The 13,287-nt window shown below is 48.1% G+C and carries 12 protein-coding genes and 1 pseudogene; 7 read left to right on the plus strand and 6 right to left on the minus strand.

Annotation, left to right across the window (positions count from 1 at the left end; genetic code table 11):
* The first annotated feature begins 64 nt into the window (after positions 1-64).
* Positions 65-733 carry a bifunctional 4-hydroxy-2-oxoglutarate aldolase/2-dehydro-3-deoxy-phosphogluconate aldolase gene (locus M2137_RS12815; protein ID WP_280766845.1) on the plus strand — a complete coding sequence of 223 codons (669 nt, stop codon included), beginning with the start codon at positions 65-67 and terminating at the stop codon, positions 731-733.
* On the opposite strand, the gene M2137_RS12820 is transcribed toward M2137_RS12815, so the two are convergent.
* The 4 genes from M2137_RS12820 to M2137_RS12835 form a co-directional block, all read right to left on the minus strand.
* Entirely contained in the window at positions 717-1,949 is a 1,233-nt protein-coding gene (locus tag M2137_RS12820; protein ID WP_280766846.1) for a hypothetical protein, read from the minus strand. The genes M2137_RS12815 and M2137_RS12820 overlap by 17 nt on opposite strands.
* Positions 1,921-3,960 carry a DUF349 domain-containing protein gene (locus M2137_RS12825; RefSeq protein ID WP_280766847.1) on the minus strand — a complete coding sequence of 680 codons (2,040 nt, stop codon included), beginning with the start codon at positions 3,958-3,960 and terminating at the stop codon, positions 1,921-1,923. The genes M2137_RS12820 and M2137_RS12825 overlap by 29 nt, the downstream gene beginning before the upstream one ends.
* A gap of 129 nt (positions 3,961-4,089) precedes the next feature.
* Complete coding sequence (gene ruvC, locus M2137_RS12830) at positions 4,090-4,647, minus strand: crossover junction endodeoxyribonuclease RuvC (protein WP_280766848.1); 558 nt, start codon at positions 4,645-4,647, stop codon at positions 4,090-4,092.
* Positions 4,640-4,960 (minus strand): DUF4286 family protein, encoded by a 321-nt coding sequence (locus M2137_RS12835; protein WP_280766849.1) that lies wholly within the window; start codon positions 4,958-4,960, stop codon positions 4,640-4,642. Before M2137_RS12835 ends, ruvC begins: the two co-directional genes overlap by 8 nt.
* A 678-nt stretch (positions 4,961-5,638) precedes the next feature.
* Between M2137_RS12835 and nadB the strand changes: the two genes are divergently transcribed.
* From nadB to M2137_RS12860, 5 genes are all read left to right on the plus strand, one after another.
* A complete protein-coding gene (gene nadB, locus M2137_RS12840) occupies positions 5,639-7,210 on the plus strand; it encodes an L-aspartate oxidase (protein WP_280766850.1) in 1,572 nt (523 codons plus the stop codon).
* Between the two features lie 297 nt (positions 7,211-7,507).
* Positions 7,508-8,026 carry a sigma-70 family RNA polymerase sigma factor gene (locus tag M2137_RS12845; RefSeq protein WP_280766885.1) on the plus strand — a complete coding sequence of 173 codons (519 nt, stop codon included), beginning with the start codon at positions 7,508-7,510 and terminating at the stop codon, positions 8,024-8,026.
* Positions 8,013-8,516: a hypothetical protein gene (locus M2137_RS12850; protein WP_280766851.1), complete on the plus strand. Its 504-nt coding sequence runs from the start codon at positions 8,013-8,015 to the stop codon at positions 8,514-8,516. Before M2137_RS12845 ends, M2137_RS12850 begins: the two co-directional genes overlap by 14 nt.
* A gap of 18 nt (positions 8,517-8,534) precedes the next feature.
* Complete coding sequence (locus tag M2137_RS12855) at positions 8,535-8,999, plus strand: hypothetical protein (protein WP_280766852.1); 465 nt, start codon at positions 8,535-8,537, stop codon at positions 8,997-8,999.
* A gap of 21 nt (positions 9,000-9,020) precedes the next feature.
* On the plus strand, positions 9,021-9,923 hold the full coding sequence (locus M2137_RS12860) for an outer membrane beta-barrel protein (protein WP_280766853.1): 903 nt from the start codon (positions 9,021-9,023) through the stop codon (positions 9,921-9,923).
* A 74-nt stretch (positions 9,924-9,997) separates the two neighbouring features.
* Here the strand turns inward: M2137_RS12860 and M2137_RS12865 are convergent, their stop codons facing one another.
* Complete coding sequence (locus M2137_RS12865; protein WP_280766886.1) at positions 9,998-10,195, minus strand: HAMP domain-containing sensor histidine kinase; 198 nt, start codon at positions 10,193-10,195, stop codon at positions 9,998-10,000.
* A 4-nt stretch (positions 10,196-10,199) separates the two neighbouring features.
* A pseudogene (locus M2137_RS14835) lies at positions 10,200-11,963 on the minus strand (HAMP domain-containing sensor histidine kinase); the annotation flags it as partial.
* Positions 11,964-12,163: 200 nt separating this feature from the next.
* On the opposite strand from M2137_RS14835, the gene cysK reads away from it, so the two are divergent.
* Positions 12,164-13,123 carry a cysteine synthase A gene (gene cysK / locus M2137_RS12875; protein WP_280766854.1) on the plus strand — a complete coding sequence of 320 codons (960 nt, stop codon included), beginning with the start codon at positions 12,164-12,166 and terminating at the stop codon, positions 13,121-13,123.
* Positions 13,124-13,287: the final 164 nt, after the last annotated feature.

Consider the following 13,287-nt stretch of genomic DNA (forward strand, 5'->3'; position numbering starts at 1 on the left):
ATGAATTATGAGGGTTTCCTTCTCAATTCATAATTCATAATTCACAATTCATAATTAAGATAGTATGGCTAAATTTAATAAATTGCAGACGCTTGAAGCGATGCGTTCCACAGGTATGGTGCCTGTGTTCTATCATGCGGATATCGAGATTGCGCAACAGGTATTGAAAGCTTGTTACGCGGGCGGGGTACGTGTGTTTGAGTTTACCAACCGCGGTGATTTTGCGCAGGATGTTTTTGCCGCCCTTGTCAAGTATGCACAGAAAGAATGTCCGGAGATGATCCTGGGTATCGGCTCTATAGTCGATCCGGCTACGGCTGCGTTGTATCTGCAGTTGGGTGCCAATTTCATCGTTGGTCCGCTGTTTAATCCGGAGATCGCGAAGGTGTGTAACCGCCGCCTGATCCCTTATATTCCGGGATGTGGATCGGTTAGCGAGATTGGTTTCGCGCAGGAAGTGGGTTGTGATGTATGCAAAATATTCCCCGCGGGCAATGTAGGCGGTCCCTCTTTCGTGAAAAATGTGAAGGCGCCGATCCCTTGGTCGATGCTGATGGTAACGGGAGGGGTTGAACCTACCGAAGAAAACCTGACAGCCTGGATGAAAGCGGGTGTGACCTGTGTAGGTATGGGCTCGAATCTCTTCCCCAAAGAGGTGATTGCCGCCGGCGAATGGGATAAGATCTCCACCTTGTGCCGCTACGCACTGGATATTATCAAGCAGGTAAGATAAGGACAAACGCCCGGTAACGGGTTGAGGAAATAACCGGAGTAAGCGGGAGATATCCAGACAGGATACTTCCGCTTTTCCATTTCAGGGGGAAGGAACGCTCCATTTCCTGGTGATGCTGCCAGGCATCCGGATCGTAAACGACCCGAAAAATACCCTTGGCCGAAGGATCGACCAGGCGTTCTGCCAGGCGGATCGCGACCATGCCCATCGTATAACGCATATTGATCTCCACACAAGGGTGGATGCGATGATTGCCTTCTTCGTCTGTATAGACCATCATATCGACACCCAGGTAACCGGCGTACACGCCACCAAACAGCTCTTGCAACACCTCCGGGGTAATGGTTTTGATCTCTTCCAACGCCTCTCTGCCCACAAGGTCGGCTATTTCTCCCTCCATCTCCGCCTGTCCGGCCAACAGATTGCCACAATAGGTCTTCCAACCGGCCGTTTCAAAGAGGGATATGCCGTGGTAAACAATGCCTCCGGTGGCATCCAACTGATACTCCAAGGCAAAATCCCTGACCTTCTGAAAGCGCTTTTCAATGCTGATACTGCCCTGTTTGCGGAGGGCTCCGCTTATCCATTCCCCCTCTTTTTCCGGGATGGTGTCGTCTAATCGCAGTAGTCCGCGCCCCGAAGAGGAGAGAGGCATCTTGAGTACAAAAGGCGGCGTATGGGTAGTAATATACGCTTTCAATTCCTCCACGGAAGATAAGAAACAGGGTATTTCGGGCAAAGGCTGCCTGGCTCGCTGCCGCATTTTATCCAAACAATGGGCAGCCGTCTGCCGTTTGGCAAGAGTAGCATAGGCCTCCTGCCAGGGCGGTACGACGAGATCCCTGCCGGGCACCTCGGCAAGTTCTTCCAAAAAATGAATACTCTGCGAAGAAAGACCCCAGGGCGCTGCTTGAAGAGGCGGCAGCGAAGTCGCGCCTTCCCAGTCACGGCGGGAAACAGGAGTGGCTCGCCGGAAACACTCTGCCGGTAATCCGGCCAGAAAATCCAACGAGCCACTATGTTCTATCCAAACGTAATCATATTCTTCTGCATACCACAAGGGCAACAAGGCCAACTCTTCCCGCATACGGCACACGTTTTTGGGTGCCATATAATATTGACTTCCGGGAAGAAGCCCCGGTTCATAGCCCGGGTTAAACAGGTGGAGAGACGGACGATCGGCGGTGTCAATCCAGGTTTTCGTCGATGGCTTCAATCTTTTTAATGGTGAATTCCATTTCTTCTTTCAGCTTCTCGATCTTGCGCTCCATCTCTTTCAACAGACCGCCTCCGCCTTTTGAGGAAACGCTCAAAAAGCCGATATTGTTTTCGTAAGTCTGCAACTCGTTTTTCATCCGGTCGTAGATGCGCATCAGCTTCTCACGTTCGCCATACAATTTGTTCTTTCCCCGTTCGCCGGTAGAGATATCGCTCAATGTATTGCGGAACGACTGCATCTTCCGATCGTTTTTGTCCACCTTCAGACGGTCGAAATGTTTATCGACTGCTTCGTGGTATTCTTTGTAGATCTTGTCTTTTTCCTTGAACGGCACGAAACCGATATTGTTCCATTCCGCCATATATTCGCGCAATTGCGTCAGCGCCTCCTCTTCTGCCATCGCTGCATCCAGTGTGTTGATCTTCTCGATCAATTCTTTCTTGGCAGCCAGGTTAGCCTGTTCAACGCTCTTTTGCGATACGACATTCTTATTCTTCTGTTCGAAGAAATAGTCACAAGCCGTGATAAAGCGCTTCCAAACCGCATCGGAATGTTTGCGGGCTACCGGCCCGATCTTCTTCCATTCCTTCTGCAAAGCGATCATCTTATCGGTAGTTTCCTTCCAATCTGTATTGTCTTTCAACGCCTCTGCCTGTTCGCAAAGCGCTTTCTTCTCTTCCAGGTTCTTCTCCATGTCGTCTTTGACGCCCTTGTAGAATTCCCCTTTCTTCTGGAAATAGACATCACAGGCAGCGCGGAAACGCTCGAATATCTTCACATTGAATTTTTTCGGAGCAAAGCCAATTGCTTTCCATTTATCCTGGAGCGCGATCACCTCCTTGTTTTTCGCTTCCCAGTCCTTGAAGGTCTTCAATAGCTCGTAGTCAATGCTTTCGATCTCTTCGCAGATAGCGGTCTTCGCATCCAGGTTTTCCTGTTCTTTGGCTTTCAGCTTTTCAAAATGATCCTGGTGACGTTTGTTGATCACGGTAGAAGCCGCCTTAAAGCGTCCCCATACCTCTTCGCGCAACTCTTTGGCCACCGGCCCGATCTCACGCCATTGTTGGTGCAGCTTCTGCAACTGATGGAAGGCAGAGATCACATCGGTTTCTTCCTGCAACTTCTCAACCGTTTCGCAAAGAGCGGTTTTCAGTTCCATGTTCTTCTTGAAGTCGTAATCGCGGAACTGATTGTTTATCTTGATGATATCATAGAATTTTTCGCTATGCAGCTGATAGCTTTTCCAGAGTTCGTTGGCATGTTCCTGGGGGACATTCTTCACCTCTTTCCAACGTTGCTGGATATCTTTAAACTCATTATAGAGCTTATTGAAGTCGTCCTGGCTTTCGGTCAACGCTTTCAATTGGTCGATCATCTGCAGTTTCAGGGCGTAATTGGCCTCTTTCTGACGTTCTTCCTCTGCCAACTGGCCGGCGCGTTTTTCCCGATAGGTAGCCAACAGCTCTTTCAGCTTCGCTTCCGTTTCGTCTTCCGGCGCTTTAAACTCAGCCTCTTCGCCTCCTCCTTCGATGAATACCTTCTTCAATTCATCGATTTCGGCACGACGCAATTTATAATAAGCCTGTTTGAGTGATTCTATTTCCGCACGTGATTTTTCAACAGCATCTTCTACCAGCGTACTCAATCGTTCGAGGATCTCCTCTTTCGACAACTGGTCTATCGATTTGACCGGAACCTCCTCTGCCGCTACCGCTTCTGCCACAGGAGCCTCCTCTTCTTTTTCTTCGGGAGCAGGAGCTACTTCTTCTGCGGAAACCGGCGCCTCTTCTACAGGAGCCTCCGCCACCTCTTCCTCCGCAGGAGCAGGGGTTGCTTCTTCCGTTGTTTCTACTACAGCAGTCTCCTGAGTGTCTTCAGGTTTTGTCTCTTCGATCTCTTTTACTTCTGTTGTTTCTTCTTTACTATTTTCCGTCATTTCGACCGGAGCCTTAGCATCTTCCAACTTGCCTTCTTCGTTTGGCAAATTAGTGTCCAGAGTGTCCTTCATATTCAATCACGTTTAGAAAAAGGGATAATTCCCGATAATATTAATCCACAAATTAAACTAAAATATTTTGGATTGCACCATTTGAAGGGAATTATTTCAGTAAACTACTGAAAAGTAACAGAAATCAACTCATTTTACCTTCCCGGGGTTTCGGGCGATATAATCTTTCCAACCGGTATATTTCTTATCGGAAACCGGGTTGTTGGCCTGAAGGTAATGGCAGACAGCCGCTGCCAGGCCATCGGTCGCATCCAATTCAGCAATCATCGATTCGTTGGGGATATGCAGGATTCGTTGCAACATAGCCGCCACCTGCTCTTTGGCGGCTTTCCCATTGCCGGTAATAGCCATCTTTATTTTCAGCGGGGCATATTCAAAAATAGGAATATCCTTCGCCAGGGCAGCCGCCATGGCTACGCCCTGCGCGCGGCCCAGCTTCAGCATACTCTGTACATTTTTCCCGAAAAACGGCGCTTCGATAGCCAGTTCGTCGGGGTGATACTCTTCAATAAGCGCCGATACGCGTTCGAATATCTTACGCAACCGCAGGTAATGGTCGTCGTATTTATTAAGCTGAAGCACCCCCATCACGATCAGTTGTGGACGGTTGCCGGTCACCTTCAGTAAGCCGTATCCCATCACAATCGTTCCCGGGTCGATGCCTAATATGATGCGTTCCTTACTCATGCGCCCAGTCTATTTCATCCAACAGGGTGGTAAAGCCGACTATCTTGCTGCCAAAACGTTCGATCAGTTTTTGGTGCAACCGATTGCCTTCCCCTTCCAACCAATAGTGCAGGGTTTCTATATTTTTCACATGAAACTGAACGGAGTAACTCTCGCCTTCCCCCTCATCACTCCTCTGTATCACCCGGCGCAAACAGGGGGAATGGAGGAAACCGCTGGCAGCCGCTTGTGGGATGTATATCTTCCGGAGGTGCAAAAGAGCCTCCTCCAGCACCTCTTTCTCTATATGGAAGGTCGTATTATAGACTATCATCTTTTTCTGTTATTATCTTCACACAAATATAGTGAGAATTGAAGGAAATAGGAAATAGGATCTTCAGATAATGTAATGTGTGAAGATAAAAAGGGTATGCCCACAGGCGTTGAACTCCTAATAACCCCCAGTGAAGAGAGCGAAGCGAACGACTGGGGGGTGAGCGAATGTAGAAACAAACCAACGCCGAAAGGTGTTGAATTAAACAATTGAACCCTTTTCGGGTTCATGAGATGTTAGATCCTTTTATGCATACCCCCAGTCGTTCGCTCTGCTCTCTTCACTGGGGGTTATTAGGAATTAAATCCCTTTCGGGATTTTCCTGAAACATCTTCAAATTCTTTCCGATTTGAAGATCCTACCGCCTGTTCTCGCACCTCACCCTCCGGAAATGTTAAAATCGCGATTGTAAGCAAAACGCCTGTTTTACTTACAAATCCATACGTTAAAAAGTGTTTATCCCGGGAGTTTGTCTCCGAAGTCCCTCGTTTTTGCGCGCAAAGTCCCGCTGAAATTACAAATCGTAAATTGGGGGTTTTGTTGAAAACGGGTAAATTAACGTTTATTTACATTATTACGGAATACCTGAATCGCTATAACCCCTCTTCAATAACTATTCGCTTTTGAATTCTCTGCTAAAGATTAATTCCTACCTTTGAGGCCAAAATCAAAACAGAGATGGTACACAAATATGACTTCCTCGTGATAGGTTCCGGCATTGCCGGTATGAGTTTTGCCCTGAAAGTGGCTCATAAAGGGAAAGTAGCGCTTATTTGTAAATCGGGTTTGGAGGAGGCCAATACCTATTTTGCCCAGGGGGGCGTTGCTTCGGTGACCAACCTGATTGTCGATAATTTCGAAAAACATATAGAAGACACCCTAATCGCAGGCGACTGGTTGAGCGATCGGGCGGCTGTCGAGAAGGTGGTGCGCGAAGCTCCTGCCCAGATCAAGGAACTGATTAGCTGGGGAGTCGATTTCGACAAAGACGAAAAAGGCAACTTCGACCTCCACCGCGAAGGGGGGCACTCGGAATTTCGCATCCTTCACCATAAAGACAATACCGGGGCGGAGATACAGGACAGCCTGATCGAAGCCATCCAACGCCATCCCAATATCGATGTGTTCGAGAATTATTTTGCCATCGAGATACTGACACAACATCATCTGGGCGCCACCGTGACCCGCCAAACACCCGATATCGCCTGCTACGGCGCCTACATTATGGATCTGGCATCCGGACGTATCGACACCTTCCTTTCCAAAGTGACCCTGATGGCGACCGGAGGGATCGGCGCTGTTTATCAGACGACCACCAACCCGCTGGTGGCTACCGGCGACGGGATTGCGATGGTCTACCGTGCCAAGGGAACGGTGAAAGATATGGAATTTGTGCAGTTCCACCCCACGGCGTTCTATCATCCGGGCGATCGCCCCTCGTTCCTGATCACCGAGGCGATGCGTGGCTACGGAGCCGTGCTTCGCACACAGGACGGGCAGGAGTTTATGCAGAAATACGACGAACGCCTGTCGTTGGCTCCGCGTGATATTGTGGCGCGCGCCATCGACAACGAGATGAAGAACCGGGGCGATGATTTTGTCTACTTAGACGTCACCCACAAAGAGGCGGAAGAGACGAAAAAGCATTTCCCCACGATTTATGAAAAATGCCTTTCCTATGGCATCGATATCACCAAAGAATATATTCCGGTGGCTCCGGCGGCTCATTACCTCTGCGGTGGCATACTGGTCGATCTCGACGGCTGCTCTTCCATCAAGCGCCTCTATGCCGTAGGCGAATGTTCCTGCACAGGGCTTCATGGCGGCAATCGTTTAGCGTCCAATTCATTGATCGAAGCGGTGGTCTATGCCGATGCGGCTGCTAAACACAGCACTCATTTCTTAGATCAATACGCTTATCAGGAAGATATTCCAGCCTGGAACGACGAGGGGGTGCAATCACCCGAAGAGATGATCCTGATCACCCAAAGCGCCAAAGAGGTGGGGCAGATCATGAGTTCGTATGTCGGGATTGTGCGTTCCGACCTGCGCCTGAAGCGTGCTTGGGATCGCTTAGACATTATTTATGAAGAAACCGAAAGCCTCTTCAAGCGGTCTGTTGCCTCGAAAGAGATCTGCGAATTGCGTAATATGGTGAATACCGGTTACCTGATCATGCGCCAGGCGATGGATCGCAAAGAGAGCCGCGGGCTTCACTACACACTCGACTATCCGCCACAGGGAAAATGAAGAGGGTGTATCAAAAGCCTACGAGTTCTAAATTACAAATTACAAGTCATTACCCCGTCAGGGGTAAAATATGGATAACCCCGGGTGCAACCCGGGGTAGCGGATCACTCTTCTCTCTGAACCCCGAAGTGGGTTCAACCCGCTTCGGGGTTACTTTGAGTTGGATGGACACCCACCCCGGGTTGACACCCGGGGTTATCAACATTAAAGCCCTTTCGGGCTTCTCCCTTCCTCCCCATTCCAGAAAAAAGCAATCCCCATGTTATACTTTCCCCACTCTGTCGTCTTATGGATAGGATGGAACTCGACGCGTTTAAAGAAACAGTAGTATCCCTTCGGGAAAGATTGTTGCATATCTCGCTCCGGCTGATAGAGAATGAAGCCGATGCCGAAGATGTGGTTCAGGAGGTGTTCCTGAAACTCTGGCAGATGCGCGATGCGTTGGATCAATACCGGAGTGTCGAAGCATTGGCCGTCACGATGACAAAAAACCTGACGCTCGACAAGATCAAACTCCGCAAACCCCAGGGGGATGAACAGGATCTATTGCGCATAGAAACGGAAACGCGCAACCCGGCACTGTTATTGGAACAGCAGGATGCGGTCGCCTGCATACGCCGATTGATCGAACAGCTACCCAATCTGCAACAAACGATTATCCGCATGAAAGATGTCGAAGGGTATGAACTGGCAGAGATAGCCGACATCACCGGGACACAGATCGAAGCGGTTCGCTCCAACCTATCCCGGGCCAGGAAGAAAGTCAGGGAACATTATTTGGCAATACATACATACAACCATTATGAGAATAGATGATTTATTAGAAAAATATTTCGAAGGGGAGACCACAGCTGCCGAAGAAAAGGAGCTGCGCACCTTCTTCTCTTCGGGACCGGTAGCGGAACATCTCGCGCCTTACCAGCCACTTTTTGCCTATTTCGATGAAGAGATAGCCCGAAAAGAGGAAAAGGAAGAGGCGGTTGTCCCGGCAGTCGCAGAACGGTCAGCGCGGCGCAAGGTCTATTATATGGTTTCAGGCATCGCGGCCGCTGTATTATTATTGCTCGGCATCGGACAGATCTTCTTTTCCGAAGGGCGGCGCTACTGTTCGGACAACTATGTGATCATCAACGGACGCTGTTATACCGATGTAAAGACCATCCGCGAACATGCCTTCAGGGCATTGGAAGAGGTGGCGACCACACCGGATGAATTGATTCCCGCACTCGATCGGGATGAGGTGGATCGTCGGATCATCGAAGAACAACTAAACGACTTGCGAAGTCTTTTTGACGAAGAGGAATAAATTAAAAACGAAAATATAATGAAACGGATTATCAGTACAATCACCTGCCTATTATTTGTTTGCCTAGCTTTCCCCGCGGAGGTCCATGGCAAGGAAATGCAGAAAGACCTGCGGATACAAGAGGTGTTCCAGCGTTATGGCAAGAAAAAGAATGTGACGATGGTAGAGCTTTCTATGGAGATGCTGGAGACCTACGGCATGGCTCACTATAAGAGTATCAAGATCAAGAACGACCCCGACGCCTTACGCTTCATCCGTCGCTGCCTGGAGGCCGATCAAAAGGGTGCCCGCAAGATAAAAGAGGTGACCGATGATGGGGGTATCGTCTCGGCCTATTACCAACTACCGGTCGTACGGGAGGATATGAACCGCTATATCCTTTTCAATGTGAATAAAAAGGGTGAGATTAACCTGGTCTATATCGAAGGGGATCTCGACAGCGATGATTTGATTACCCTCCTGTTTAGGGGAAGTGATTTATAACAAACAAAAAATAAAACAGCAATGAAAAAATTATTTTTGATCATGGCCGTAGCCATTCCTTTTGGGCTGTCGGCAACAGGCGTTGTTTCTCCCGACACGACACTCTTTATCGAAGGGAAAAAAATTGAGATCCGTGAAAACGAAGAGCGTATGAAGGTGCGGGTGTACGACCGAACCGGACAGGGCAATTATGTGGAAGACGAACTGGTGTTTGAAGGGCACTACAAAGACGGACAGAGTTATGAAAGGCGTAAACAGGCGAAATCCATCACGATACCTCTTCCCAAGTGGTACAATTATGGAATAGATCCCCACTGGGCGGGTATCAATCTGGGCTTTGCCAACTTTGCCGATGCCGACCTGCATGTGAATGATATCAGTGGCGTGTCGTTGCGCAGCAATAAGTCTTGGGAATTGAATCTCAACTTCTTCGAGTACGACTTCCGCTTGTCGAGAAGATATGGCTGGGCCTTGGTGACCGGGGTTGGGATCCGTTGGAACCGTTATCGCTTAGATGATAATAAGCATTTCAAACGCTTAGACGGAAAAACAATCCTCGAAGCAGCACCTGAGGGTATTCATTATACCAAAAGCCGGTTGAACACGACGAGCCTGACCATCCCTCTTTTATTGGAATGGCAGCCGGTGAGAAGACATAGTGATTTCTTTATCTCGGCAGGCGCGGTGGGCGTGATCAATACGGCGGCCACTTCACGGATAGAATACCGCAATGAGAACGATAAGAAGGTGAAACAAAAGGTTGATGATGGGTTGTATATCAAACCGATAACCGTTGACTTCCTCTTTCAGATGGGATTCGACTGGATTGGTATCTACCTGAAGTATTCCCCCATGGAGCTATTTGAAAATAAGAAGGGACCTGCGCTTCATCCGGTATCGGCAGGGATTCAGTTGCATATTTAATAATACAAAGCGTATATATCAAAAGCTCCCTTCCTTGCTTAAGGAGGGGAGCTTTTGATATTATATACAACTTCTTAATGATTTATCGGGATAGAAACGTAGAATACAGAGCCTTTTCCCTCTTCTGATTCTACCCATATATCGCCTTCCATTCGGGTGACCAATCCATAGCAGATGGCAAGACCCAATCCGACACCCTTTTTCCCGTTCTTCAGTTGTACGAAGCGGTTTCTGTTGTTCTTTAGGGATTCCGTCGCCTGTATCTTCCACATAGAAAACAACGCGGTTGCCCTCTTGGCGATAACCGAGGCGAATGTGTCCTTCGGGGGTATGCTTTATGGCATTGGTCAATAGATTGGTGATTACCTGCACCAGGCGGTTGCGGTCTGTCAGAAACGTTAACGGGAAGGTTTCGTCGAGGATCAATTCCACACCGGGTGGCATACGCAATAAAAAGGTATTGTATATCTCGTGCATGATTCGGGCAATATCCTGCTTGGAATTGATGAGCGACATGGAGTTGGATTCGATCTTAGAGAGATCCAATACATCTCCGATCAGACGTTGCAAGAGTTCATTGTTTTGTTCAATAATATGGGCGAACTCAGCCCGGTTGCTGTGGTCTTCTTCGTCGATAAGCACCTGCGAGAAGCCGACGATCGCATTCAGCGGCGTACGGATCTCATGGTTCATATTGGCCAGGAAGGCTGATTTCATTTTATCGGCCTCCTCGGCTTTTTCTTTTGCTTCCGTCAGGATCTTTTTGTTTTTGTTTATCACCCATACCATATAGGTAAGAGCTAAGACCAGCAGGATCAATAGCATGCATCCACAGAGCAGGAAGGTGGTTTGCAGCTTGTTCTGCCGGGCCTCCATCTCCATCTGTTGGTTTTCCAACTCCAATTGTTCTACTTCATGGCGCGTCCGCATAGCGGCCAAGCTTTCATGATAGCTGGTCTTGTTCAGGGTGTCGTTGAGCTGAATCATTTCATCTTTCACATGCAGCGCCTCCCGCAATTGTCCCATTTCGACAAGCAGATCTGCTTTTGTTTTAAGATATGAATAGAGATTGAAAATAATCTTTTTCTCCCGGCAATACTCCTCTATTTTCTCTAAGTAATACAAGGTGTGTTCATTGTCTTTCTTTCCCACATAATAGGTCACATAAAGCTGATAGAGATTAGGCAGGTGTGAGTCCATTTCCTGCTCATATAATACCCGTTCATAGTTCTTTATATGTATCAATGCCTCATCCTCCTTATTGTCTGCCAGAAGACATTCGGCATAATTCCACTCGAGGGACATATCGTATTGATAAAGCGGATTTTCGTTTTCCAAATATTTTACTCCCTCTTGCTTCAGTTGTTCGACAATCCTCTCTGCCTGGTGAATCAGTTCCAGCTGTCGTTCCTTATTCTCCACACAGGAGAAGAGGTTGATATATACAGGTAATTGCAATGAAATGGGAACAGAGCGGTTTTCAAACCGTTGTAACACATCCATATATTGCTCTTCCGCCTCCCGGAGCATATTATTGGCCAGATAGAAATAAGCAATTTCCTGATCGATCATTTCGTTTGCTTCGGGGTAATGCAACTCTTCGCTTCGCTTTTTTAATTGCTGAACAAGGGAAAGCATCTGTTGATTCTTGCCTGTACGGGTCAGTATACGCAGGTGCCACATCTCCACCTGGAAGTAGCGGCGGATATTTTTGCTTTCTAACAGCAACGGTTCTAATTCGCCAAGCACCGCTACAATGCCGTCTAAACTGTCGGGATAGTAATAATAGGCTTCCCGGTAAAGGGCATTTTCGAAATGATCTTTATTGGCTTGCTTTTCCGCTTCTGTTTTGTACAGAACGATCACCTCCTTTTCTATTTTATCCCCTTGAGTTATCTCTGCCAGGTAGGATAGGCGCTCGTGGGGAGACAAGGTCTCCAGTTCATGTATTATGTCATCCGTTTTGAGTGATGAACAATACAGATGCCCTGGAAAAAGCAGGAGTAGACACCAATATAGTATATTCGTTTTTATAGACATTTTTTCCCTTATTGACACACTTTGATTTAGGTAACACACAGAACACTTTTTCTTTTCTCACGAATATAAACAATCATTCCCCCTAATTGTTCGTTTTCGGGAGTCCTTAATTATCAGCCTTTAGCATCATTTTCTTTCGAATCTCTTATTTATCTTCTACATTTGTTACAGAAATGACGAACCGATAAAAAGAAAAAATTATGGCAAAGATAGTAAAAAAGCTGACCGAACTGGTTGGCAACACCCCCTTGTTGGAATTGCAGGCTTTTGAAAAACGGCATATGGTGGAGGCTCATCTGATAGGGAAGTTGGAATATTTTAATCCGTTGGGTAGTGTGAAAGATCGCATTGCCCTGGCCATGGTGGAAGAGGCCGAACGGAAAGGGGTGCTTGCTCCCGGCGCAACTATTATCGAACCGACAAGTGGAAATACGGGAATCGGACTGGCTTTTGTGGCGGCGTCGAAAGGGTATCGCCTGATACTGACCATGCCGGAAACGATGAGCCTCGAACGGCGTAATCTATTGAAGGCTTTGGGGGCTATCCTGGTATTAACTCCCGGCGCTGAGGGGATGAAAGGGTCTATCGCAAAAGCCGAATTGTTGCAGAAAGAGACACCCGGCTCCGTTATCCTGCAGCAATTTGCGAATCCTGCCAACCCTGCGATACACGAAAAGACGACTGCTGAAGAAATATGGCGGGATACGAACGGAACGGTCGATATCCTTGTGGCCTGCGTCGGGACAGGCGGTACCGTGAGCGGCGCAGGCAAACGGCTCAAGGAATTGAATCCGGACATACAAGTTATTGCCGTTGAACCGGCAGAGTCGCCCGTGCTGTCGGGTGGATCCCCGAGTCCGCACAAGATACAAGGCATCGGTGCCGGATTTATTCCTGACAACTTCAACAGAGCAGTCGTAGACGAAATCATCCGCGTAGAAAGCGACAACGCTATCCTCACCAGCCGCGAACTGGCTCAAACGGAAGGTCTCTTAGTCGGTATCTCCTCAGGGGCTGCAGTGTATGCCGCCCTTCAATTAGCCCGGCTACCAGGAAACAAAAATAAAAATATCGTGGTCATACTTCCCGACACCGGTGAGCGCTACCTCTCCACCCAGCTTTACGCCTTCGACGAATATCCGCTGTCGAAAGAAGGGTGATTGTTTTTGACCCTGTAGAACTAATTTAGGAGAAGATTACTATTTCTGTTAACGGTATTGCCGTTTCTGTTTGCCTGTGACAAGGACATTCTCTTTGAAAAGAAGGATAAGGAGTAGGTGGATATGTTGTTTTCGTTGTTGTGAGACAGAACGAGGTGATCACT

Origin of the sequence: Parabacteroides sp. PFB2-10 (assembly GCF_029893085.1) — a bacterium.
GTDB lineage: Bacteria > Bacteroidota > Bacteroidia > Bacteroidales > Tannerellaceae > QVMG01.

Bases quoted from the DNA above. Each gene is read 5' to 3' on its own strand.
- M2137_RS12815 (WP_280766845.1), top strand. From the start codon at position 65: ATGGCTAAATTTAATAAATTGCAGACGCTTGAAGCGATGCGTTCCACA.
- M2137_RS12825 (WP_280766847.1), bottom strand. From the start codon at position 3,960: ATGAAGGACACTCTGGACACTAATTTGCCAAACGAAGAAGGCAAGTTG.
- ruvC (WP_280766848.1), bottom strand. From the start codon at position 4,647: ATGAGTAAGGAACGCATCATATTAGGCATCGACCCGGGAACGATTGTG.
- M2137_RS12835 (WP_280766849.1), bottom strand. From the start codon at position 4,960: ATGATAGTCTATAATACGACCTTCCATATAGAGAAAGAGGTGCTGGAG.
- nadB (WP_280766850.1), top strand. From the start codon at position 5,639: ATGGTACACAAATATGACTTCCTCGTGATAGGTTCCGGCATTGCCGGT.
- M2137_RS12845 (WP_280766885.1), top strand. From the start codon at position 7,508: ATGGAACTCGACGCGTTTAAAGAAACAGTAGTATCCCTTCGGGAAAGA.
- M2137_RS12850 (WP_280766851.1), top strand. From the start codon at position 8,013: ATGAGAATAGATGATTTATTAGAAAAATATTTCGAAGGGGAGACCACA.
- M2137_RS12855 (WP_280766852.1), top strand. From the start codon at position 8,535: ATGAAACGGATTATCAGTACAATCACCTGCCTATTATTTGTTTGCCTA.
- M2137_RS12860 (WP_280766853.1), top strand. From the start codon at position 9,021: ATGAAAAAATTATTTTTGATCATGGCCGTAGCCATTCCTTTTGGGCTG.
- M2137_RS12865 (WP_280766886.1), bottom strand. From the start codon at position 10,195: ATGTGGAAGATACAGGCGACGGAATCCCTAAAGAACAACAGAAACCGC.
- cysK (WP_280766854.1), top strand. From the start codon at position 12,164: ATGGCAAAGATAGTAAAAAAGCTGACCGAACTGGTTGGCAACACCCCC.